This window comes from Paraburkholderia bannensis NBRC 103871, from assembly GCF_000685015.1.
In the GTDB taxonomy this organism is placed as follows: domain Bacteria; phylum Pseudomonadota; class Gammaproteobacteria; order Burkholderiales; family Burkholderiaceae; genus Paraburkholderia; species Paraburkholderia bannensis.
Genome location: NZ_BAYA01000015.1, coordinates 93448 through 114149, shown reverse-complemented (window position 1 = coordinate 114149; position 20702 = coordinate 93448). Strand labels below are relative to the sequence as shown.

Annotated in this window: 20 protein-coding genes; 16 read left to right on the top strand and 4 right to left on the bottom strand. The window is 62.3% G+C overall.

The window, feature by feature from the left end:
• The first annotated feature begins 116 nt into the window (after nt 1–116).
• The 8 genes from BBA01S_RS22820 to BBA01S_RS22785 all read left to right on the top strand — a co-directional run bounded on the left by BBA01S_RS22820 (nt 117) and on the right by BBA01S_RS22785 (nt 8416).
• A complete protein-coding gene (locus BBA01S_RS22820) occupies nt 117–1271 on the top strand; it encodes a CaiB/BaiF CoA transferase family protein (protein ID WP_027818487.1) in 1155 nt (384 codons plus the stop codon).
• A gap of 196 nt (nt 1272–1467) precedes the next feature.
• Nucleotides 1468–2613 carry an acyl-CoA dehydrogenase family protein gene (locus tag BBA01S_RS22815; protein ID WP_027818486.1) on the top strand — a complete coding sequence of 382 codons (1146 nt, stop codon included), beginning with the start codon at nt 1468–1470 and terminating at the stop codon, nt 2611–2613.
• Between the two features lie 82 nt (nt 2614–2695).
• Nucleotides 2696–3193 (top strand): MaoC family dehydratase, encoded by a 498-nt coding sequence (locus BBA01S_RS22810; protein WP_027818485.1) that lies wholly within the window; start codon nt 2696–2698, stop codon nt 3191–3193.
• A gap of 11 nt (nt 3194–3204) precedes the next feature.
• Nucleotides 3205–4416 carry a thiolase family protein gene (locus BBA01S_RS22805; RefSeq protein ID WP_027818484.1) on the top strand — a complete coding sequence of 404 codons (1212 nt, stop codon included), beginning with the start codon at nt 3205–3207 and terminating at the stop codon, nt 4414–4416.
• 18 nt (nt 4417–4434) lie between these two features.
• Entirely contained in the window at nt 4435–4854 is a 420-nt protein-coding gene (locus tag BBA01S_RS22800) for a Zn-ribbon domain-containing OB-fold protein (RefSeq protein ID WP_027818483.1), read from the top strand.
• Nucleotides 4855–4951: 97 nt separating this feature from the next.
• The gene (locus BBA01S_RS22795) at nt 4952–6199 is read left to right on the top strand and encodes a CaiB/BaiF CoA transferase family protein (RefSeq protein ID WP_027818482.1); all 1248 of its coding nucleotides are present in this window, start codon (nt 4952–4954) and stop codon (nt 6197–6199) included.
• The gene (locus tag BBA01S_RS22790; protein ID WP_027818481.1) at nt 6189–7337 is read left to right on the top strand and encodes a CaiB/BaiF CoA transferase family protein; all 1149 of its coding nucleotides are present in this window, start codon (nt 6189–6191) and stop codon (nt 7335–7337) included. The genes BBA01S_RS22795 and BBA01S_RS22790 overlap by 11 nt, the downstream gene beginning before the upstream one ends.
• Before the next feature lie 149 nt (nt 7338–7486).
• Entirely contained in the window at nt 7487–8416 is a 930-nt protein-coding gene (locus BBA01S_RS22785; RefSeq protein WP_027818480.1) for a LysR family transcriptional regulator, read from the top strand.
• 68 nt (nt 8417–8484) lie between these two features.
• Here BBA01S_RS22785 and BBA01S_RS22780 read toward each other — a convergent pair whose 3' ends face one another.
• Nucleotides 8485–9330 carry an alpha/beta fold hydrolase gene (locus tag BBA01S_RS22780; protein ID WP_027818479.1) on the bottom strand — a complete coding sequence of 282 codons (846 nt, stop codon included), beginning with the start codon at nt 9328–9330 and terminating at the stop codon, nt 8485–8487.
• A 409-nt stretch (nt 9331–9739) separates the two neighbouring features.
• Between BBA01S_RS22780 and BBA01S_RS46020 the strand changes: the two genes are divergently transcribed.
• Nucleotides 9740–9973, top strand: a complete 234-nt coding sequence (locus BBA01S_RS46020) for a hypothetical protein (RefSeq protein ID WP_084162461.1) — start codon at nt 9740–9742, stop codon at nt 9971–9973.
• A gap of 120 nt (nt 9974–10093) precedes the next feature.
• On the opposite strand, the gene BBA01S_RS42230 is transcribed toward BBA01S_RS46020, so the two are convergent.
• On the bottom strand, nt 10094–10873 hold the full coding sequence (locus BBA01S_RS42230; RefSeq protein WP_042297714.1) for an SDR family NAD(P)-dependent oxidoreductase: 780 nt from the start codon (nt 10871–10873) through the stop codon (nt 10094–10096).
• 82 nt (nt 10874–10955) lie between these two features.
• Nucleotides 10956–12389, bottom strand: a complete 1434-nt coding sequence (locus BBA01S_RS22770; protein ID WP_027818478.1) for an MmgE/PrpD family protein — start codon at nt 12387–12389, stop codon at nt 10956–10958.
• A gap of 205 nt (nt 12390–12594) precedes the next feature.
• On the opposite strand from BBA01S_RS22770, the gene BBA01S_RS22765 reads away from it, so the two are divergent.
• Both BBA01S_RS22765 and BBA01S_RS22760 read left to right on the top strand, forming a co-directional pair.
• Complete coding sequence (locus BBA01S_RS22765; protein WP_027818477.1) at nt 12595–13008, top strand: YybH family protein; 414 nt, start codon at nt 12595–12597, stop codon at nt 13006–13008.
• Nucleotides 13009–13257: 249 nt separating this feature from the next.
• Nucleotides 13258–13860, top strand: coding sequence for a TetR/AcrR family transcriptional regulator (locus BBA01S_RS22760; RefSeq protein WP_027818476.1), 603 nt, complete (start codon nt 13258–13260; stop codon nt 13858–13860).
• A gap of 89 nt (nt 13861–13949) precedes the next feature.
• Here the strand turns inward: BBA01S_RS22760 and BBA01S_RS22755 are convergent, their stop codons facing one another.
• On the bottom strand, nt 13950–15335 hold the full coding sequence (locus BBA01S_RS22755; protein WP_027818475.1) for a spinster family MFS transporter: 1386 nt from the start codon (nt 15333–15335) through the stop codon (nt 13950–13952).
• A 265-nt stretch (nt 15336–15600) separates the two neighbouring features.
• Between BBA01S_RS22755 and BBA01S_RS22750 the strand changes: the two genes are divergently transcribed.
• From BBA01S_RS22750 to BBA01S_RS22730, 5 genes are all read left to right on the top strand, one after another.
• Nucleotides 15601–16488 (top strand): HpcH/HpaI aldolase/citrate lyase family protein, encoded by an 888-nt coding sequence (locus BBA01S_RS22750; RefSeq protein ID WP_027818474.1) that lies wholly within the window; start codon nt 15601–15603, stop codon nt 16486–16488.
• A gap of 76 nt (nt 16489–16564) precedes the next feature.
• Entirely contained in the window at nt 16565–17026 is a 462-nt protein-coding gene (locus BBA01S_RS22745) for a MaoC family dehydratase (RefSeq protein ID WP_027818473.1), read from the top strand.
• 27 nt (nt 17027–17053) lie between these two features.
• Nucleotides 17054–18220 carry an acyl-CoA dehydrogenase family protein gene (locus tag BBA01S_RS22740; protein ID WP_027818472.1) on the top strand — a complete coding sequence of 389 codons (1167 nt, stop codon included), beginning with the start codon at nt 17054–17056 and terminating at the stop codon, nt 18218–18220.
• Nucleotides 18221–18293: 73 nt separating this feature from the next.
• Complete coding sequence (locus BBA01S_RS22735; protein WP_027818471.1) at nt 18294–19532, top strand: CaiB/BaiF CoA transferase family protein; 1239 nt, start codon at nt 18294–18296, stop codon at nt 19530–19532.
• Between the two features lie 2 nt (nt 19533–19534).
• Nucleotides 19535–20701: a CaiB/BaiF CoA transferase family protein gene (locus BBA01S_RS22730; protein WP_084162459.1), complete on the top strand. Its 1167-nt coding sequence runs from the start codon at nt 19535–19537 to the stop codon at nt 20699–20701.
• The last annotated feature ends 1 nt before the right edge of the window (nt 20702 follow it).

Below are 20702 nucleotides of genomic sequence, written 5' to 3'. Positions count from 1 at the left end.
CCCGCAAACCTGGTCGATGCGATTCGCCGATATCGAAGCGGCACTTCGAATTTTCGCCATTGGTCGCGTGCGGTGCACGCAGTAATCTGGAATGCCCCCAATGGAGACTTCCGATAATGCGCGACAACCAAGGCCCGCTGAGCGGCGTTCGAATCGTGGAACTGGGTGGCGTTGGGCCCGTGCCGTTCTGCTGCATGTTGTTGGCGGATCTGGGCGCCGACGTAATCCGTATCGATCGCCCGCCCGGCTACGATGGCGGCGTCCCGGGCGACCCGCGATTCAACCTGCTCAATCGTGGTCGCCGTAGCGCGTCGTTCGATCTGAAGCGGCCCGATGCCGTGGCGGCCGTTCTGAAACTGGTCGCGAAAGCCGATGCGCTGGTCGAAGGCTTTCGCCCTGGCGTGGCAGAGAAACTGGGCCTCGGTCCCGACCCATGCCTCGCTGCGAATCCCGCGCTGGTTTACGGCCGCATGACGGGCTGGGGGCAAGATGGCCCGCTCGCTCAGGCGCCGGGTCACGACATCAACTACATCTCCCTCACAGGCGTGCTGCACGCCATTGGGCCGGCCGACGGGCCACCCGCCATTCCTCTGAATCTCGCGGGCGACTTCGGCGGCGGCTCGTTATATCTCGCACTTGGCGTCGTGTCGGCGATTCTGGAGAGCCGCCGCTCGGGCGAAGGACAAGTGGTCGATGCCGCGATGGTGGATGGCTCGGCCTCGTTGATGACGCTTTGCTACGGCCTGCACGCCAGCGGCTACTGGAAGGACCAGCGCGCCAGCAACCGGCTGGATTCGGGCGCGCCCTGGTACAACGTGTATGAGACGAAGGACGGCCGGTGGCTCAGCGTGGGGGCCAATGAAGCCCGCTTCTGGCGCAATATGCTGGAACTGCTTGGGCTTGCACAGGCCGACATGCCCGACCAGCACGACACCTCGCGCTGGCCCGAGATGCGCGAAAAACTCGCCACGATCTTCCGCACGCGTACGCGCGACGAATGGTGCGCATTGGCCGAGGGCCTTGAGGTGTGCTTTTCTCCCGTGCTATCGATGACGGAAGCACCGGCTCATCCTCACCTGCGCGCGCGTGGCACGTTCGTCGAGCGCGATGGCATCGTGCAGCCCGCACCCGCACCGCGCTTCAGTCGCACGCCGGGCGCCGTTCAGCGCCCACCCGCAAAGCCCGGCGAGCACACGACGGAGGCGTTGCTGGATTGGGGATTCAGCGCCGGGGAACTCGACGCGCTGCGTGAATCGCGGGTTATCGAATGAGATAGCAATGTAATCGCGTGTCGTGGATACATTGCATCCAATTGATTAGGTAACCAAAACGATATATCGGTCTTCGGGAAATTCGAATCATGGCTTCGGAATTGACCAGTTGGATCGTGAAAGGCATGGCCCTAATCTACAAACAGTGATGCCCGGCAGAAGAACGAGGCAAACACGTCAACTGGAGCGAAGACAAATGCAAGCGAACTTTCTGGACGAATCGCAGACGATGTGGCTCGACACCGTCAACCGGTTCATGGACAACGAGATCACCGTAGAGTACGTGCGCAAGTGCGACATGAATCGCGACTATCCGTACGAGGCTTATCAGAAGATCGCGCAACAGGGGTGGCTCGGCATCCTGATCCCGGAAGAAGAGGGCGGCTCGGGCGGCGATATTTTCGACTATTCGCTGATGGCGGAAGGCCTCGGCAAATTCGGCTTTGACTTTGCGTGTTCGGTGCTCGTGCCGACTTTCACGGCGATGAACATCACCAAGTTCGGCACGCCCCAGCAGAAAGCGAAGTATGTGCAGCCGTTCATCGACGGCAAGATCCGCTTCTCGGTGTCGATCTCGGAACCCGATGCGGGCTCGGACGCGGCCAATACGAAGACGCGCGCACGTCGTGACAGCAACGGCGACTGGATTGTCAGCGGCCAGAAGCTCTGGTGCAGCGGCGCGGCCGCGAAGGACACCGTGATCGCAATGCTGGTGCGCACCAGCACGGACGACAAGCACAAGGGCCTCTCCGTCCTGCTGATCCCGAACGACACGCCGGGCATGGTGATCAACAAGCTGCCGACGCTGTCGCGTCACGCGACGGGTACGACCGAAATCTTCCTCGACGAAGTGCGTGTGCCGGGCGACGCATTGCTGGGCGAAGAAGGTCAGGGCTGGAAGATCATCACCGAGCATCTCGAACTCGAACGCTGCGCGGTGGCCGCCGCCTACACGGGTAACGCCCAGCAAGCCGTCTCAACGGCTTCGCGCTACGCGCACGAACGAATCCAGTTCGACCATCAGCTTTACGACTTCCAGGTGATCCGCCACATGCTGGCCGACTGCCAGACCAAGGTCGACGCCGCGCGCCTGCTTTGCTACCGCGCCGCGCAGATGGCCGCGAAGCATGTGCCGTGCAGTCGCGAAGTGTCGATGGCGAAGCTGTACGGCTCGGAAACCCTTAAGGAATGCGCGCTCGCAGGCATGCAGATTCTGGGCGGCTACGCCAACCTGCCGGAAGCCGACATGGAGCGATATCTGCGCGAGAGCATCCAATCGACCATCGGCGGCGGCACCTCGCAGATCCAGCGCACGATCATCGCGAAGTCGATGCGCCAATAAGCGCGCAATCCAGCATCGAAAGACAGACACGAGACGGGCAGTGATTGCCGTCTCGCACAAGGAATTTTCAGGAGACGTGGCAATGAGCGTAGTCAACAACAGCATCAACATCCCGCTGGACGAACTGGAGGTCGGGCAGAAGTTTCGCTCGCCGGGCCGCACGGTGACCGAAAGCGACGTGGTGATGTTCTGTATGTTCACCGGCAACTGGATCGAGATCCACTCGAACAAGGAATACGCCGAGAAGACCCGCTGGGGCGAGCGTATCGTGCAGGGCATGCTGACGTTCTCGCTGATCTCGGGCCTGCTGCAATTCGGGCCGGCCATCCAGGCGAACTACGGCGTCGACAAGATGCGCTTCCTGAATCCGGTGAAGATCGGCGACACGGTTTACGCCAGCGCCGAAGTGATCGCGAAGAAGGAAAAGGACGACAAATTCGGCGTGGGCACGATGCTGATCCAGGCGTATAACCAGCGCGGCGAAGTCGTGCAGCGCAGCGAATGGAGCCTGCTGATGCTGCGCCGTCGCGCAGACCTCGAAGCGCTGATCGCCGAAGCGCAGCCCGACTTCAAGGTCTGAGGAGCACCGGCATGAGTCCCCAACCGGTAGCGGCGATCGTCGGCATGGGCGATGCCTACGCCTCGCTCGCGAACAGGAAAGACCCCTTGCAACTGGCGGCCGAGGCAACGCTCAACGCGCTTGCCGACGCGGGCATTCGCAAGAACCAGGTCGACGCGGTATTCACGGGCCGCTCGCCGTGGGCCGACAAGCGTTCGCAGTGGAGCAACATCTTCATCTCGCACATGCAGATGCCGGTGACGCTCACGAGCGAGCTGACGATGCACGGCGCGGGCTTGACCTCGACGTTGGCGATTGCGTCGCAGATGATCGCTGCGGGCCGCGCCGAGTACGTGCTGTGCCTGCAAAGCGATGCGACCGAACTGTTCGTCGACGCGGTCGCGATGGGCGCTGAAGCCGACGCCGACCCGCAATTCGAAATCCCCTACGGTCCGACAATTCCCGCGCTCTACGCGCAGGCGGCGCATCGCTACTTCCACGAGTTCGGCATCACGGAGGCGGATCTTGCCGATGTCGCGGTCGCGAACCAGCGTTGGGGGCGTCATCATCCGCACGCGGCGAAAGCAAAGTTCGGCGAGATCGATCGCGAGAAGGTGCTTTCCTCGCCGTATGTGGCGACACCGCTGCGGCGTTGGATGTGCTCGACTTGGGGCGGCGGCACGGGCGGCGCACTGGTCGTCACGTCGCCGGAAAACGCGCGCGCCGCGCGCAATCCGGTGTACCTGATGGGCTATGGGTCGGCGACCACGCACGAATATCTGACTGATCGCATGAACATGCGCGAGTGCCGGTTCGACAGCCTCGGCGCATTTCCCAATCTGACCACCACGGCGACGGCAGAGGCGGCGCGTCAGGCCTATGCGATGTCGGGCCTCGGCCCGGCCGATATCGACATGGCGCAGATTTCGGTCAACTTCGCGCACATGGGTCCGATGGTGATGGAGGATCTGGGCTTTGCAAAGAAGGGGCGCGGCATCGACCTCTATCGCGAAGGCCGTACGGGCGTGGACGGCGATCTGCCCACCGACACCAACGGCGGATGGCTATCGTTCGGGCAGCCAGGTATCTCGTGCAACATGGACAGTATCGTCGAGGCCGTACGCCAGTTGCGCGGCGACCCATTGGGACTCGCACCCGCGCAGCGACCGGAGACCGTCCTCGTGCAGGGCGCGGGCGGAATGCTGGCGGCGGGCGCGGTGCTGCTGTTGTCGTCCGCGACCTAATCCGATTGAGAGCATGACATGACAGACACCCATTCACTCAATAGCTGGCCGCAGCCTTACCGCTTGCCGGACGCAGAACCCTACTGGTCCGCGCTGGCTGAAGACCGGCTGACTTTCCAGCACTGCAACGAATGCGCGCAGGCCGTGTGGCCCGCGCACTCGTTCTGCACGCACTGCGGGTCACGATCGCTCGACTGGCAGCAGTCGGGCGGCCGCGGCTCGGTATGGTCGTACAGCACGATCATGCGCGGCCCGACTCCGGTGTGGGCGGGCATCGTCCCGTACACAGTCGGTTTCATCCAGATGGACGAGGGCTATTTCCTGTTCTCGCAGATCGACGCCGAGCCGCACGCCATTGCAATCGGTCAGCGCGTGGAAGTGCGTTTTGCGCAGCGCGGCGAGCAGAGACTGCCGCTGTTCGTACCGACCGACCAGTAAAGATCCGGTAGTGAGCCGGCCATGCGCCGGCATAGTCGCAAAGACGGAGGAGGCACCGTGATACCTATTCAAGGCGTATGCCGCAGCGGGAGGCGTCATGGCCGGACCGCTTGAGGGCGTACGCATTCTCGACCTGACGTCCAATTTCATGGGGCCGTATGCCTCATTGCTGCTGGCCGACATGGGCGCCGATGTCTGCAAGATCGAGTCGCGCGAGGGCGATACGACGCGCAATATCGGGCCGTCGCGCCATCCCGGCATGGGGCCGATCTTCCTGCATCTGAATCGCAACAAGCGCAGCCTCGTGCTCGATCTCAAGCATCCGGACGGCATCGGCGCGCTCAGGCATATGGTTGAGCAGGCCGACGTGCTGCTGTACAGCATGCGCCCGCACACGATGGCGAAGCTCGGCATCGCGTACGAAGACGTGCGGCGTCTCAACCCGCGCATCATCTACTGCGGTGCGTTCGGCTTTGGCCAGAACGGCCCCTATGCGGCGCGCCCCGCCTACGACGATCTGATCCAGGCGGCGGTGGGCATGCCAGTTCTGCAAAGCCGCAAGTCGGGGCCGCCCGACTACGTGGCGACGGCGATCGCGGATCGCGTCGTTGGCATGGCCACCAGCAATGCGGTGGCGATGGCACTGTACCGGCGTGAGAAAAGCGGTGTGGGCCAGCAGGTATTCGTGCCGATGCTGGAAACGTTCGCACATTTCGTACTGGGCGATCATCTGTACGGCCATACGTTCGTGCCGCCCCTTGGCGACTGGGGCTATGCGCGCATGATGAATCCCGATCGCCGGCCCTATCGCACACGTGACGGTTATATCGGCGTCAATGTATATGCCGATCATCACTGGCGACGCTTTTTCGTGCTGTCCGGTCATGCGGAGATGGCCGACGATCCACGTTTCTCTACCATCGGCGCGCGTACCGAGCATATCGCGTATCTGTACGCGTTTCTCGCGGAAGTCTTCGAAGCGAAGACCACAGCCGAATGGGTGGAACTGCTGAGCGAGGCGGACATTCCCGTCATCGAAATGAATACGCCGCAGACGCTGCTCGACGATCCCCATATGAAGGCTGTGGGTTTCTTCGCCGAGCAGGAGCATCCGACGGAGGGACTCATTCGAACGCTAGGGATTCCTCAGCAATGGAGCGAAAGTGCACCGGCAATGCGGTATCCGGCGCCGCGCCTGGGCGAACAGACGGCGCAATTGCTGGCGGAGTACGGCTATGGCGCCGTCGAGATCGACGCGATGATCCGCTCGGGCGGCGCATGGACGCCCTCCACGCAGCCAGGCGATAGCCAGTGCCAATCAAGGGAGAACAACCATGTTGCGTGATTTGCCATTAGCGGGCGTCGTGGTCGTGGAGTTGAGCGACAGTGCGTCGGCGCCGTTCAGCGGGCGCATACTCGCGGCGCTGGGCGCGGAAGTCTGGAAAATTGAGCGTCCGGCGGGCGATTCGGCGCGCGGCTGGGGGCCGAGCAAGTGGAAAGGTAGTGGCGCGGCTTATCACGCGCTCAATCGCGGCAAGCGCACGATCTGCCTCGATATCAAGGATCAGGATCAGCTCGCGACGCTGCATCAACTGATCGCCGAGCACGCGGACGTGTTCATCCATAATCTGCGGCCCGGTTCCAGCGCTGCGTACGGGCTCGATGCGGACAGCCTGCGCGTCACCAAGCCCGAGCTCGTCTACTGCGAAGTGGGCGCGTTCGGCCATGCAGGCCCCATGAATACCTTGCCCGGTTACGATCCGCTCATGCAGGCGTTCTCGGGGATCATGAGCATCACCGGCGAGGAGGAGCAGGCGCCCGTGCGCGCCGGGGTGTCGATCGTGGACTTCGGCACCGGCATGTGGGCGGTGATCGGCATTCTTGCCGCGCTGTATCGCCGCCAGGTCAAGCATTGTGGCGCGACCGTGCAGGCTTCGTTGCTGGAGACCGCGATTGCGTGGATGTCGGTCGGCATCGCGAACTACAGCGCGGATGGCGAGGAGGGCAGTCGCCACGGTTCGGGCGTGGCCTTTATCGTTCCGCATCGGGCGTACGCGGCGGCGGACGGCCACCTGATCATCAGCGCAGCGAACGACGCGTTGTTCGCCAGGCTGTGTGCGACGCTAGACCACCCGGAGTGGGCCGGTGACGATCGCTTCGCGACCAATGCCGCGCGCCTGAAAAATCGCGGCGAGATCGACCGGCTGATCGGCGAGCGTCTTGCGACCGACACGCGTGCGGCCTGGCAGGCGCGCTTGCAGGCGGGCGGCATCCCGGTGGCGCCGATCCAGACGACGGCCGAGGTGGTCGGGCACGAGCAGACGCGCGCGCTCGGCATCATCGAAACACCATCCGATGACGAGATCGGTCTCGTCGGCCTGCCGCTTTCGTTCGACGGCAAGCGTCCGCCGCCGCTGCATGCCGCGCGCGAGATCGGCGCGGACAACGATCAGCTCGAACGCCTGCTGAATTTGCAGCATTGACAGCACATTCAGCGCGTACTCAAACGCCGCAGCCGATGCCGGAACAGGCATGGCCCTGAGCGCGGAGCCGGGGCAAGACGGTGTACGATAACCGCATCGCCCCGTGCAAGTTCGCCAGTGGGGTAAGAAAAGCGGGCAAGAGAGGAGACATGAGCACCTTCAACCGGCTGCATCTGATCCGGCAGGTCGACCTGTTTACGCTGAAGCTATTTGTTTCGGCGGTGGAGGAGCAGCAGATCGGCCTTGCCGCCATTCGCGAGAACATCGCGGCGTCCACGGCGACCAAGCGCATCCAGGATCTTGAAGACATCGCCGGCATCAAGCTGCTTGAGCGCGGCCCGAAAGGCGTCGTGCCGAGCCCGGCCGGCGCCGTACTCGTGCGCTACATCAGGCGGATCTTCGAAAACCTCGACGACATGCGCGCCGAAGTCGCGTCCTTCACCGAGGGCATGCGCGGCGAGCTGGCGATCGCGTCGGCACGCACGATCATCGTGCCCTTCGTCGCGCGCGAGCTGGGCGATTTCAAGCGCGAATACCCATTGGTCGACCTCGTGGTTCACGAACTTGAGAACGCCGATATCGTGCAAGCCGTCGCGCGCGGCGAGGCCGATGTCGGCGTGTTCGCCGCCTCGCACGAACTCGATCTGGGCGGCGTGGACGTCACGCCTTATCGTACCGATCGCCTGATTGCCGTCGTGCCCAACGGACATCACCTGAGTACGCGCGCGAGCGTCTCGTTCGCCGACCTGCTGCCGGAGCACGTCATTGCCGTCAACGCCATGCAAAGCGCGTTGCGCGTTGCAGCGCGGCGCCTGGGCGACGAGTTCGAACCGCCCTATACGGTCAGCAGCGCGGGCGTGGCCGTGAGCCTCGTCGAAGCCGGGTTGGGCGTGACCATTCAGCCCGAATGTCTTGTCAGCCACGAACTGTTCGGACGCGTCACGGTGCTGGAACTCGCCGAGCCTTGGGCCGTGCGGCACATCCATATTGCGACCGCGCGTGGCCGCGAACTGAATCCTCTCGCGTCTGCCTTGATCCGGCAGCTACTTGACCGGCCACGCAACGAAGCGGCGGCGTAAGCTGGCTTGAATGGGCGGGCTGCGATTCAAGTCGTTAACCCGCAGCCGCACGCGCGATGCATAGCGCGCTACGACATCTGGCACGTGGCGTTGATATGCCTTAGAAGAAAGCGCAGCACCGTCTTGCCGAATACATCGTTGCTCGCTCCGGCGGCCGTATGTCCCGCGTCGCGCAAATTCACGTACTCCGCGCGCGGGCATAAGCGCAGAAAGGCCTGCGCACCCGCTTCGCTAACCACCTCGGAAGATTCGCCGCGCACCAGCAGCGTGGGCAGCGCGAGGTTGCGCGCACACGTCGAAAGCCGCGACTCGCGGCGCGTCAGGTCGCGTGGCCATGCAGCGAAGCCTGGATCCCAGTGCCAGCGATATTTGCCGTCCTCGCCGCAGCGTACGGTCTGCATGAGGCCTTCTGCGCTCAACGCAGTCGCAGCCTCGAAATCGCCGGGCTGTTGCCGCATGAACGTTTGCAGCCGCGCGACGGCCGTACTCTCCGTTTGCGGTGCGATGTTGAGCAGCACGAGTGCGCTTGCATTCACATGACGCTCGCCCACGGCGAGCAGGCTGGTGCTGCCGCCCATGCCCGCGCCAACCAGTGCGGGCAGGCGTCCGTCGAGCGTGGCCACGATGCTGTCGAGATCGCGAACCATCGCACCCTGGCTGTAATTGCAGACCGGCGACCAGTCGGAGTCGCCGTGTCCGCGCGCGTCGAAGGTGATCGCATGGCAGCCCGCGTCGGCCAGCGCCTTGGCGGTGCGCGTCCAGGCGTGGCGGGTTTGTCCGCTGCCGTGCAGCAAGATCACGGGCGCGCCGGTTGGGTCGCCCCAGGCGTCGCCAGCGAGGCGTGTGCCATCAGCGCTTCTCCATACGCGCATTGAGGCCTGCGTGTCGTGCAAATGCGCTTGCGTCAAAGTCATCACCATCGAACCTGTCTTACTTACGCTGCGTAAATTTCCCTGCGGTGGCGGTCCCGCTTTGCGTGACAGGACAATCACTGCTCGTCGAGCGGAACACTCACGCATAAGTTCCGCTCGCGCCGGTCACGCGTCAATGGCAATGGCGCGCGTGTTCCGTACTCCGATTCAATACGTCGTCGATGTGTGAAATTGGCCGCCAGACTGCTTGAGCATGGGTGAACGCACGACGTGTGGCGTTGCGCCCTTTGCCGTTGCCTTTGCAATTTGACGACCTTCGCACAGCGCCCCGGCACCCGGAGTACGGAACGGCGGCTGGATGCGTGTTGACGCCGACGGCTTGCAAATCGCACGATAAGCGCAGGCATCCACCCGCGGTGGTATTGGGATGCCGGACTGCATGGAGACGTGGATGGAATCGGTTGAAATGTCGTTGCGCGATATTGTCGAACGCTGGCTGACACCCAGGCATGCCGTACCGTTTCGGATCCGGGCACTTCGCAATGCATCGCATGGCCGTTACGTTGAGGTGGAGGCGCGCGGGCCGGGCGGCGACATCGCCCTCTGCTTCTTTTTACATGAGGACGGCGCCTGGCGTGTTTTCCCGCCATTGCCGCCACGTCGTCCGACGATGCGTGCGGCCTGAGCAGCGCGAGCACGGCGCAGCGGAGGCGTGAATCGGATTATCGTGACCGTGCGAATCGACATGATAGGGACTCCAAACAGATTGACTGGAGACGGGGGAAGAATCGCACGGAACTCAGCTTTATTTCCCCATCGGCTTCGCGAACATCATGTGCGACATGCCGCCGTCACAGGCGATTGCCTGGGCCGTGATATAGCCCGCGGCCCGGGACGCGAGATAGACGATCAGATCCGCCACTTCCTCGGGTTGGCCAACGCGGCTCATCGGCAGCATCGTGGCGAGCTGGTCGAGGATCTCCTGCGGCACCGAAGCGCGTGCCATCGGCGTATCGATGACGCCTGGCAAAACAACGTTCACGCGCACCCCATAGGCCGCCCATTCGTGCGCCATCTGGCGGCTCAGCGTGATGAGTGCCGCTTTGCTGGGCCCGTATGCGCCGCCCTGTGAATAGCCATGTACGCCCGCTAGCGAGGCCGTGTTCACAATGGCCGCATGCGCGCTTTGTTTAAGCCACGGCAGCGCGCTGCGCGCGACCATGAGCGCACCGTCCACATTCACCTGGAAACCGGCTCGCCAATCCTCCAGGGAAACGCTTTCCAGCATCGCGGAGCGCACGAGTGCCGCCGTATTAATGACAACGTCGAGCTTGCCGAACTTCTGTATGGTCTTGTCGACGGCCGCGTCGATATCCGCCTGACGTAAAACGTCGAGTGCTACGGGAATCGCCAGACCGCCTTCGCGCGTAATTTCGGCTGCGACGCGTTCGGCTTCTGCTGCACGCAGATCGGCTACGACAACTGCACCGCCGTTCGCTGCAAAGGTTTTCGCGCTCGCTTCGCCCATGCCGCTGCCCGCGCCCACAACGAGAGCAGTAAGACCCTTGATAGGCGAATGAATCATCCAGTCACGTGCTCCTGTTTTGTTGTATTCAGCGTTCACGCTATGTGTCTCCGGGTTGGGTGTGATGAAAAATGTGGATGAATCAGCCAGCTTGCCTGCCGTCCTGGCCGAGCAATTGCATGAGTGTTGCAACGCTGTCGAGTTTTTCCAGATTCCAGACGATGTCGATCACGTCTTCGATGCGTGCGGGGGACAAACCGTCTTCGGCGTTGCGGCGAAATTTGGCGGCGAGTTCTTCGTTGGTCAAGTAGCTGGCAGAGTCGGGCGACGGACTGCCCTTGGGATAGCGCCGTTCTCCGACGAACGTCTTGCCGCGCGCATGGATCTCGATTTTCGCGGGGCGGCTGGCAGCATGGCCGCTCAGCAGTTCGACATAGTTCGGATGGACTTCGTGTGTGACCTTATCCATCAGATTCATCACCGATGCGCTGAACACCCGTTCCGGTTCCTGCCACGCCTTGCCCGGCGGTAGACGGTGTGCGCCAAGAGCCAAGCCGTGCGCAATGCTGAACTGCGCATCGTGCACCTGGGCAATCTCACGGTTGAGCCAGACCGGCTGCTCCACGAAGCCCTCGACCCACGCCTTGATCCCGTCGATCTCGGCCGGTGCGATGTCGTGTGTTTCGACGATCTCCGTGAGGCTGTCGAGCAGCGCATGGAGGATGCGGCAGTGGGGATAGGGTTTATAGGCCTGCTCGCTGGGAAAGAGCCAGTCGACGCCGAGATTTGCCGTGATGCGCTCCGGCTCCCAGCGTCGCGTACCGATGAAGCGAGGGAAACCATACTCGCGGTCGTCCAGGATCTGGCTGTCGCCGCGATGACCGAACTCCGCCATATGCGCGGCGGTCATAGCTGTCTGGACGAGTGCGCCGGCGAGCAGATATTTGATCGTCGAACTGGGCGCGTGCTGGAACCAGGCGACCTGCGAATTCACCGGCGCGGTGCAGCCGGCAATGCCGAGCGCGTCGACGAGCACGGCGGGTGCAAGCGCCTTGAGCTTGACGATTGCCGCCGTCGCGCCGAATACCGTGCTGCTGTATCCGTAGACGGGCGGTGGCGCGACCTTGCCGTCGCGCGTGTCGCGCAGATAGTCCATCGCCTTGCCTAGCCGGTACGACATTTCGTGCGACAGGGCAATCGCTTCGATTAGCGCAGTGCCGGGCGCATTGCGCGTTTCCGCGATGGCTAGCGCGCCGGGCAACACATAAGGGGTAACGTGGCCAGGCGGCACGACTGCGTCCATGTCGAGCGCGTTGATCAGTTCGCCATTTGCGAATGCTGCGCCGAAAATCGAGGCTCTTGTGCGCGAGCCGATGATGGTTGCTTCGCCATTGCCGCCCATTGTGCGCGCGTAGTCGATGCCGATGCGGCCTTTGGGTTCACCCGTTGCGGCTAACGCGCAGCCTATCGAATCGAGCAGGATGCGTTTGCACTCTTCGACGACATTGGCGGGAAGGTTTTCCAGCTGTGTTTCTAATGTGAATCTGGCGAGCTGCTCAACGATGGTCTCGGGCATACCTGAATCCTGGAGAGTACGTGCCAATCGGACGGCATCAATCTAACTAGTGTTAGTTTTGTGATAAATGCAATGAATCGCCATGCGTATTAATACCTGGAGATCTATTTGCACGGGAGCTAACGAATGTTAGGATCGGGCGCAAAAGTTGCTGAGACCCGCGATGGTGGCGCTCCGCCGTCCTCACTAAGAAGGAACACTCCTGATGATTCAGACTCCCGACGACGCCCGTCGAGCGCTCGCCACGATCGAGGCAAGCTGGAATGCCGCTGCGGCACACTGGGACGCCGATCTGCTGACGAACGTGTACACCAGCGACGCGCTTTTCTTCGGTGGTCGACCGGGGCACTCAGTAGGCGCTGGCGCGATTCGCGACTATTTCGCGTCGTACGAAGGCCTGATCGAGTCGGCCGCGCTCAAGCTCGTCGATCAGGCGTTCGTCTGGCTCGCTGAAGATTGTTTTCTTGCCCAGGGCTACGGCGAATTTTCGTTTGTGCTGTCTGGCGGAACGCTTTCGCATTCGCGTCTACGCACGACGCTCACACTCGCCATGCAAGGCGGCGAATGGCGTATCCGTCAGCACCATTTCTCGACTACGCCGGAATCGCCGCCGATCTGAGCTGCAGCGCTGCCGGGGCAAAGACGCCGAACTTTGCCCACGGGTGCGCATGTGTCAATGGGCCCTGGCGTAACGTTCCGTACTGTGACAAGGCGTCTGTTCCGGGCAGAAAAAATACGGTAACCTTGCAATCGAAAAACCGGCTGTGCGGCGCATAACCGGGCGGCAGCGAAGAACAGGACAGCGCAAAGCTGATAAACAGACGTGAGAAAGCGAAATGTAAATCCCAGTGCAGATACCCGAGAAACGCTGTTGCGGCTGGCGGCCCGGCTGTTTGCAACGCAGGGGTATACGGCCACGACAATGCGCGTCATCGCGGATCAGGCCGGTATCGAGGCCGCGAGTATCTACTATCACTTTTCGTCGAAGGAAGAACTCGTTGACGTGGTCATGGAGCACGGTGCGCAGAGCATCGTCCAGCACATCAACGAGCACTTCGAAGCCTTGCCCCCCGATGCGAATGCCGTGGATCGTTTCAAGGCGGCGCTGGTTGGGCAGATGAGCGCGCTGATCAAGTTTGGCGACTACGCGCTGGCGCACAATCGCCTGTTGACCCAGTTGCCGGACAGTGTGCGCGAGCGCCAGATCAAGCGGCGCGAGCGGCACCAGCAGTTGTGGACGACTGTTTTCGACGACCTGCGCACGCAAGGCTATCTGCGCGAAGATATCGATATCGCGCTCAGCCGCGTCTTCGTTCTTGGTTTCATCAATTCGGTGCAAACCTGGTTCGATCCCAAGAAGGGAACGCTCGACAAGATCGCCGACCAGTTCATCACGATGTTCTTCGAGGGCGCCGCACCTGCGACCCGGCCGCGGCGCTCCCGCAAGAAAGAACTGAGCGCGTCCTCCTGATCCTGCATTGTTGACGTCGCGCATTGCGTTGCATGGCATGGCGCGACGTCCGAGTGCCTGTTTATCCGCTCCAGCCGCGCCTCGCCTCCTTAGATGGCTTCAGCCAGCAACCGGCGGTAGTGCGGCAGCGCGGTAAAGAGCAGCCACGCCGCAAGCACCGACGCGATCGGGCACACAATAGCAATCGACTGGCCAACCATCTTAGTATTACCAAATACATGGTCGGTCAACATGGCGATCAACGTCGGGCCCGCGCCAAAGCCGATCAATTGCGCAACGAACGAATAGATCGCGCCAATAGTGCCACGCATGCGGCTTGGTGCGACCAGTTGCAGCGCCGCGCTCATGCAGCCCGTGGGCAGGCTGAAGAAAAACACGGTGCCAGCGGCCGCCGCGAGCGCGCCCGTCGTGCCGGGTGCAAAAGGAATAGCTGCGCAGCACAGCATCATCGGAATCATCGCAAAAGCAGCGGTGCGCAGCGGCGCATCGGTATAGCCGCGCCGCTCTAAATGGCGTGCGATCCACGGCCCGCTAAGCGCCCCGGCAATGCCGAAACCAACGACCAGCAAACCGAAGCGGAACCCGACCACGGCAGCCGGCATGCCATGCGCGCGAATCAAATACGTCGGCATCCATGCCGGCATGCCGAGCACGACGATCGCGAGCATGCCGACACCGAGCAATATCCGTACATAAAACCCCCGTCGCTGCCAGAGCCAATCGGCCGAATCGCGGGTAGTGAAATGTCGTTCGTCGACTCGTTCGCTCTTGATGCTGCTGCGCACCGGTTCGCGGACTGTCACCAGCACGAGCAGCGCAAAGAGTATCCCCGGCAGTCCAACTAGTACGAACGCGAGCTGCCAGGTCTGGAATTGGGCGAGGATGGGTAGCTGCTGATGAAGCGTGTGCGCAAACTGGATCACGAAGCCGCCGGCCACGAGCGAAAGACCGCCGCCCAGCATTGGGCCGAGCACGAAAAAACTCATCGCACGCGCCATTTTTTTAGCCGAAAAGCAGTCGGCGATAACGGAGAGCGCAAGGGGAAAGACACAGGCTTCGCTGGCGCCCACGCCCAGGCGCGCGATAAACAGCCCTTCGAACGTATCGGCCCTCCCGCACAGTGCCGTGAAGACGCACCAAAGACAGATGCAGACGACGAGCAGATTACGACGGTTGGTCAGATCGACGAGCCGTCCGAATAGTGGCGATGCAACCAGGTAAGCGGCAATAAAGGCAATCCCTTGAACCAGGCTCAGTTGCGTGTCTGAGATCGCCAGCGAATTTTTGATCGGCTCGACCAGAAGGTTGAGAATTTGACGGTCGATGTATGCAAGCGAATAGGTGAGGGTCAGCACCGCCAGGATGTACCAGGCAAGTTTGCTGTCGTGTGCGACCCGAATGCGGTTGGGGATGGATAGCGCCGGTTCAGCGCTATCGACGGTTTGCGTCGGTATGTCTTGCGTGGGGTTCTTCATCTCATCTCCAATTTGCTCGATCCAGGATCATGCGATTTAACTACCTAATGTTTGTTCGGTAGTGTGGTGTTCAGGGAGGCGATGTTCCATGAGTGTTATCCATAAGCCCTGAAAAACTCACCACGGGTGGCGCGTCGCAACATTCGCGTCTGTCTTGGTGTGTTGGTGTAAACCCCCAATGACAGCTGTTTCGCTTACGTCGAAACTAACTACCAGTTGTTAGGTAAAACCTGACAGTTGAATTCACCGACAGGCCGAGATAGACATGACGACGCAGATGAAACCCATACGCTCCTTTCTTTTTGTTCCGGGCAACAAGCCCACGTGGATCGAAAAGTCCATCACCTCCCGGGCCGATGCGCTGATCCTGGATCTGGAAGACAGCGTGCCGCTCGCGCAGAAGGTCGAGGCGCGCGAGATCGTCAAGTCGAAGCTCGCCTGGCTGGCCGGGCAGAAGCAGCGAATCTGGGTGCGTATCAACCGCAGCGCCCACCTTTACGACTTCGATGACATCCTCGCGATCGTCAATCCGGTGGTTGAGGGCATCGTGATCTCCAAGCCCTGTGGCCCTGAAGACATCCACACCGTTTCGTCGATGCTGGCCGAGGCGGAATATCGCGCAGGTGTCGAAGTCGGGCACACGAAGGTGATTCCGCTGCTGGAGACGGCCCGTTCGCTGCAACTGGCGTACGAGATCGCTCAACACGAGCGCGTGCCGGCAATCGTGGGCGCGACGGCGAAAAACGCCGATGTGGCCCGTGCACTCAAGACGGTCTGGTCACTCAATGGCCGCGAAACGCAGTACCTCAAATCGCGTGTCGTCATGGCGGCGCGCGCTGCGGGAAAATTGCCAATCGGCGGCGTGTGGCAGCAGGTGCACGATCTTGACGGACTGAAAGTATCGGCGGCCAACGACCGCCAACTGGGCATGAGCGGCGAACTGGTGCTGCACCCCTCCAACGTGGAGATCGTCAATCGGGCCTATAGCCCCGGCGAGGAAGAAGTGGCGTTTTATCAGGGGATGATCGACGCCCTGGACAAGGCTCAGGCCGAAGGCCGCGCCTCGTGCATCTACGACGGCGAGCACATCGACATCGCTCACGCGAAGACTGCGCGCGAAATCATCGAACTTGCGCAGTCATTCAACGGCTGATTGCGCGCCGCGACTTAATCGAAGCCAGCGTGAGGCGCCAGGTCGCCGACGCCGGCTCACACAGGAGACAGACAAAATGGCAGGCCTTTATTTCGAACAGTTTGAGCCGGGCATGGTGATTGAGCACGCAATCCGCCGTACTGTGACCGAGACCGACAACGTCCTGTTTTCGGCGATGACCTATAACTGCGCGCCGCTGCACATCGACGCGGAATACAGCAAGAACACCTTTTACGGTCAGCGTCTTGTCAACAGCATGTTTCTGCTGGCGCTCGTGGCGGGTATCACGGTGTACGAAACGACGCTCGGCACGACGCTGGGCAATCTGGGCTTTGGCGAAATCGCTTTCCCCAAGCCCACGTTCCACGGCGACACGATTCGCGTCGAAACCGAGATTCTTGAAACACGTCTGTCGAAGAGCCGCACGGATTCGGGCATCGTCACCTTCAAGCACGTGGCGAAGAACCAGCGCGACGAGATCGTGTGCACGGCGGTGCGTACCGGCCTGATGATGCTGCGTCCCGCGCAGGCGGCCTGATTTCATCTGTTCATAAAGAGTGAAGCTATGGACTACCAACTGAGCGCCGATCAGCACGCCATCGTCGATGCGGCGCAAAAAATCTGCTCGGACTTTCCGCTTGAATACTGGCGCAACAAGGACAAGAACCACGAGTTTCCGCACGAGTTCTTTGAGGCCGTGGCAAGCGGCGGCTGGCTCGGCATCTGCATGCCGGAAGACGTGGGCGGCGCAAACCTGGGCGTGACGGAGGCGGCGCTGTTCATGCGCACGGTGGCCGAATGCGGCGGCCAGGCGGCCGCGTCCACCATTCACATGAATATCTTCGGCTTGCAACCAGTCGTGCATTTCGGCACCGAAGCGCAGAAGCAGGCATGGCTGCCGCCTTTTTCGCGCGGCGAGCACAAGGCATGCTTCGCGGTCACGGAACCCGACACCGGGCTCGACACCACGAAGCTCAAGGTGGTGGCGAAAAAGCAGGCGGACGGCAACTATCTGCTGTCGGGCAAGAAGGTGTTTATCTCGACGGCGCAGGTCGCGGATCACATGCTGATTCTCGCGCGCACCACGCCGATCGAACAGGTCAAGAAGCACAGTGAAGGGCTGAGCCTGTTCTACACGAAGCTCGATCGCAACTATGTCGACATTCGCGAGATCGACAAGCTGGGCCGCGCCGCCGTCGATACGAACGAACTCTTCATCGACAACCTGCCGGTATCGAAAGACGAACTGATTGGCGAGGAAGGCAAGGGCCTGAGCTACATCTTCCACGGCATGAATGCCGAGCGTGTGCTGGTGGCGGTCGAGCAGGTCGGTATCGGCCGCGCCGTGCTCAAGCTGGCAACGCAGTATGCGAAGGAGCGCGTCGTGTTCGGCCGTCCGATTGGCCAGAATCAGGGCGTTCAGCATCCGCTGGCACGCAACTGGGCGGAACTGGAGGCGGCGAATCATATGATTTTTGCGGCCGCCGATCTCTACGACAAAGGCGTGCCCTGCGGCTCCGAAGCCAATGCGGCGAAGCTGCTGGCATCCGAAGCGTGCATGAACGCCTGCCAGACGTCGATTCTCACGCACGGCGGCTTTGGCTATGCGAAGGAGTATCACGTCGAGCGCTTCATGCGCGAAGCCTGGATCGGCTACATCGCGCCCGTGACGCCGCAATTGATTCTGTCGAATATCGCCGAGCGCAAGCTTGGCTTGCCGAAGTCATACTAGACACAGCATTGAGCATCGCGCTAACGCGCAGGCCCCGGGGCGGCACGCGAACCCGGGCCGAGAGGAGACAAGCATGTCCGCAACAAGACCGTTGGAAGGTATTCGCGTTCTCGACTTGACCGTCGCGCTCGCCGGGCCGTATGGGTCGCTCCTGTTAGGTGGCATGGGCGCCGAGGTGATCCGGATCGAGTCGCCCGGCGGCGGCGATATCGCGCGCAATAACCCGCCGTATGTGGGCAAGGAAGGGATTCACTTCGGCGTGCGGCGCGAGGACGAGGTGTCGCTCACGATCCTCAATCGCGCGCGCAACAAGAAAAGCATCACGCTCGATCTGAAATCGGAGCAGGGCCGAGCGCTATTCATGGATCTCGTGCGCGAGTCTGATGTCGTAATCGAGAACGCGAGCGAAGGCGTCACGGCGCGCCTGGGCGTGGACTACGACAGCGTGCGCGAAGTCAACCCACGGATCGTCTACGCGTCCATCAAGGCCTTTGGCGAGCCCAGCCCGTACCCGAATCTCAAAGGCATGGACATCATCGTGCAGGCGCTGTCCGGCATCATGGACGTGACCGGTTTCGCCGACGGCCCGCCCACGCGCTCGGGCCTGCCGATGGCCGATCTGATCGCGCCGCTCTACGCCGTCAACGGCATTCTCGCCGCGCTGATCCATCGCGGCAGAACGGGCGAAGGACAATGCGTGCAGGTTTCCATGCTCGATTGCCTCTCGTCGATGGTGGCCGAGGAGCATTTCGACGTATTCATCGGCCATGGCTATCCCAAGCGATCGGGTAACTTCCACGATCGTCTCGTGCCGTTTGGCGTGTACAGCACGCTTGATGGCAACGTGGCGATGGTGGCCTTTCAGCCGGAGTGGTTCAGCAACCTGATGGAAGCAGTCGGCCGGCCCGACATGGCCACGGACGAGCGCTACGCCACGCGCGGCCCGCGCATGAACCATGCGGCCGAAATCAACGCAATCATCGAGGCCTGGACGCGCGAGCGCAGCACGGAAGAAGTCGTGCGCGAACTGCAGGAAAAGCGCGGCGTGCCAGCAGCGGCGGTGCGCTCGCCGCTCGACGTGCTCAAGGATCCGGTGCTGCAGGCGCGTGGCGCGGTGGTGAAACTGGAACACCCGGGGCTCGCCGATGTCGACGCCATGGGCATGGGGCTGCCCATCAAGTTCTCGAAAACGCCCGCGCAGTTCGATCAGCCCGCGCAGGAGCTGGGCGCGTCCAATGACGAAATCTATCGCAGCCTGCTCAAATTGCCGGAGCAGCGTCTGCAGCAGTTGCGTGACGAAGGAGTGATTTGATGATGCCTGCTGCGCCATCCCGCAAGGGCCCACTCGCGGGCATCAAGATCGTCGAGATTGCGGGCATTGGCCCGGGGCCGCTCGCTGCCATGTTCCTGGCGGACCTGGGCGCCACGGTGATTCGTGTCGACCGCAAGGAACCCTCGGGCCTGGGCGCGCCGCGCCCCGTGCAGTTCGATCTGGGCCTGCGTAATCGCAAATCCATTCGCGTCGACCTGAAGGATCCCGCCGCGGTCGAGATGGTGATGGAGTTGATCGCTGACGCCGATGCGCTGATCGAAGGCTTTCGCCCCGGCGTCATGGAGCGTCTGGGCCTCGGGCCCGACGCGTGCCTCGCGCGCAATGCGCGTCTGGTCTACGGCCGCGTGACCGGCTGGGGCCAGGACGGCCCGCTGTCCCAGGTGGCCGGGCACGATCTGAATTACATCTCGATCACCGGCGCTCTGAACGCCATGGGCCGGGCCGGACAGGCGCCCACGCCGCCGCTCAACGTCCTGGGCGACTATGCGGGCGGGTCCCTGTATCTGGCGTTCGGGCTGCTCGCGGGCATTCTGGAAGCCCGTGGCAGCGGGCAGGGCCAGGTGGTGGATGCGGCGATGGTGGACGGCGTCGCATCGATCATGACGGTCACCATGGGCCTGCACGCGGCGGGCATGCTCAGCAAGGAGCGCGGCACTAATCTGCTCGATACCGGCGCGCCGTTTTACGAGGTGTATGCCTGCGCCGACAGCAAGTACATCAGCATCGGGCCGATCGAGAGCAAGTTCTACAAGCTACTGCTCGACAAGCTTGGCTTGCAGGATCATCCGCTGTTGCTGGACCCGATGAACCGCGAGAACTGGCCCGAGGCCAAGCAGGCGCTCGCGGCCCGCTTCAGGGAGCGCACGCGCGATGAATGGGCGCGGGAACTCGGCGAACTGGATGTGTGTCTCGCGCCCGTGCTCGACTTCGATGAAGCGTCATTGCATCCGCACCTCCAGGCGCGCGGCACCTTTTTCGATCTCGACGGCGTGACGCATCCGGCGCCTGGCCCGCGCTTTTCGCGCACGCCTGCCGCACGGCCTGACGCCCCCGCGCCACTGAACACCGATAACGCCATCGCGGCTTTGCGGGCCTGGCTGCCCGACGAGCGCATCGAAGCCTGGCGCGCACGGGGCACGTTCATCTGAA

Excerpts from the sequence above, each read along its gene's own strand:
- BBA01S_RS22770 (WP_027818478.1), bottom strand. The coding sequence starts at position 12,389 with ATGCCCGAGACCATCGTTGAGCAGCTCGCCAGATTCACATTAGAAACA.
- BBA01S_RS22765 (WP_027818477.1), top strand. The coding sequence starts at position 12,595 with ATGATTCAGACTCCCGACGACGCCCGTCGAGCGCTCGCCACGATCGAG.
- BBA01S_RS42230 (WP_042297714.1), bottom strand. The coding sequence starts at position 10,873 with ATGATTCATTCGCCTATCAAGGGTCTTACTGCTCTCGTTGTGGGCGCG.
- BBA01S_RS22800 (WP_027818483.1), top strand. The coding sequence starts at position 4,435 with ATGACAGACACCCATTCACTCAATAGCTGGCCGCAGCCTTACCGCTTG.
- BBA01S_RS22805 (WP_027818484.1), top strand. The coding sequence starts at position 3,205 with ATGAGTCCCCAACCGGTAGCGGCGATCGTCGGCATGGGCGATGCCTAC.
- BBA01S_RS22820 (WP_027818487.1), top strand. The coding sequence starts at position 117 with ATGCGCGACAACCAAGGCCCGCTGAGCGGCGTTCGAATCGTGGAACTG.
- BBA01S_RS22730 (WP_084162459.1), top strand. The coding sequence starts at position 19,535 with ATGCCTGCTGCGCCATCCCGCAAGGGCCCACTCGCGGGCATCAAGATC.
- BBA01S_RS22740 (WP_027818472.1), top strand. The coding sequence starts at position 17,054 with ATGGACTACCAACTGAGCGCCGATCAGCACGCCATCGTCGATGCGGCG.
- BBA01S_RS22780 (WP_027818479.1), bottom strand. The coding sequence starts at position 9,330 with ATGACTTTGACGCAAGCGCATTTGCACGACACGCAGGCCTCAATGCGC.
- BBA01S_RS22785 (WP_027818480.1), top strand. The coding sequence starts at position 7,487 with ATGAGCACCTTCAACCGGCTGCATCTGATCCGGCAGGTCGACCTGTTT.
- BBA01S_RS22755 (WP_027818475.1), bottom strand. The coding sequence starts at position 15,335 with ATGAAGAACCCCACGCAAGACATACCGACGCAAACCGTCGATAGCGCT.
- BBA01S_RS22745 (WP_027818473.1), top strand. The coding sequence starts at position 16,565 with ATGGCAGGCCTTTATTTCGAACAGTTTGAGCCGGGCATGGTGATTGAG.
- BBA01S_RS22735 (WP_027818471.1), top strand. The coding sequence starts at position 18,294 with ATGTCCGCAACAAGACCGTTGGAAGGTATTCGCGTTCTCGACTTGACC.
- BBA01S_RS22815 (WP_027818486.1), top strand. The coding sequence starts at position 1,468 with ATGCAAGCGAACTTTCTGGACGAATCGCAGACGATGTGGCTCGACACC.
- BBA01S_RS22750 (WP_027818474.1), top strand. The coding sequence starts at position 15,601 with ATGACGACGCAGATGAAACCCATACGCTCCTTTCTTTTTGTTCCGGGC.
- BBA01S_RS22795 (WP_027818482.1), top strand. The coding sequence starts at position 4,952 with ATGGCCGGACCGCTTGAGGGCGTACGCATTCTCGACCTGACGTCCAAT.
- BBA01S_RS22790 (WP_027818481.1), top strand. The coding sequence starts at position 6,189 with ATGTTGCGTGATTTGCCATTAGCGGGCGTCGTGGTCGTGGAGTTGAGC.
- BBA01S_RS22810 (WP_027818485.1), top strand. The coding sequence starts at position 2,696 with ATGAGCGTAGTCAACAACAGCATCAACATCCCGCTGGACGAACTGGAG.
- BBA01S_RS46020 (WP_084162461.1), top strand. The coding sequence starts at position 9,740 with ATGGAATCGGTTGAAATGTCGTTGCGCGATATTGTCGAACGCTGGCTG.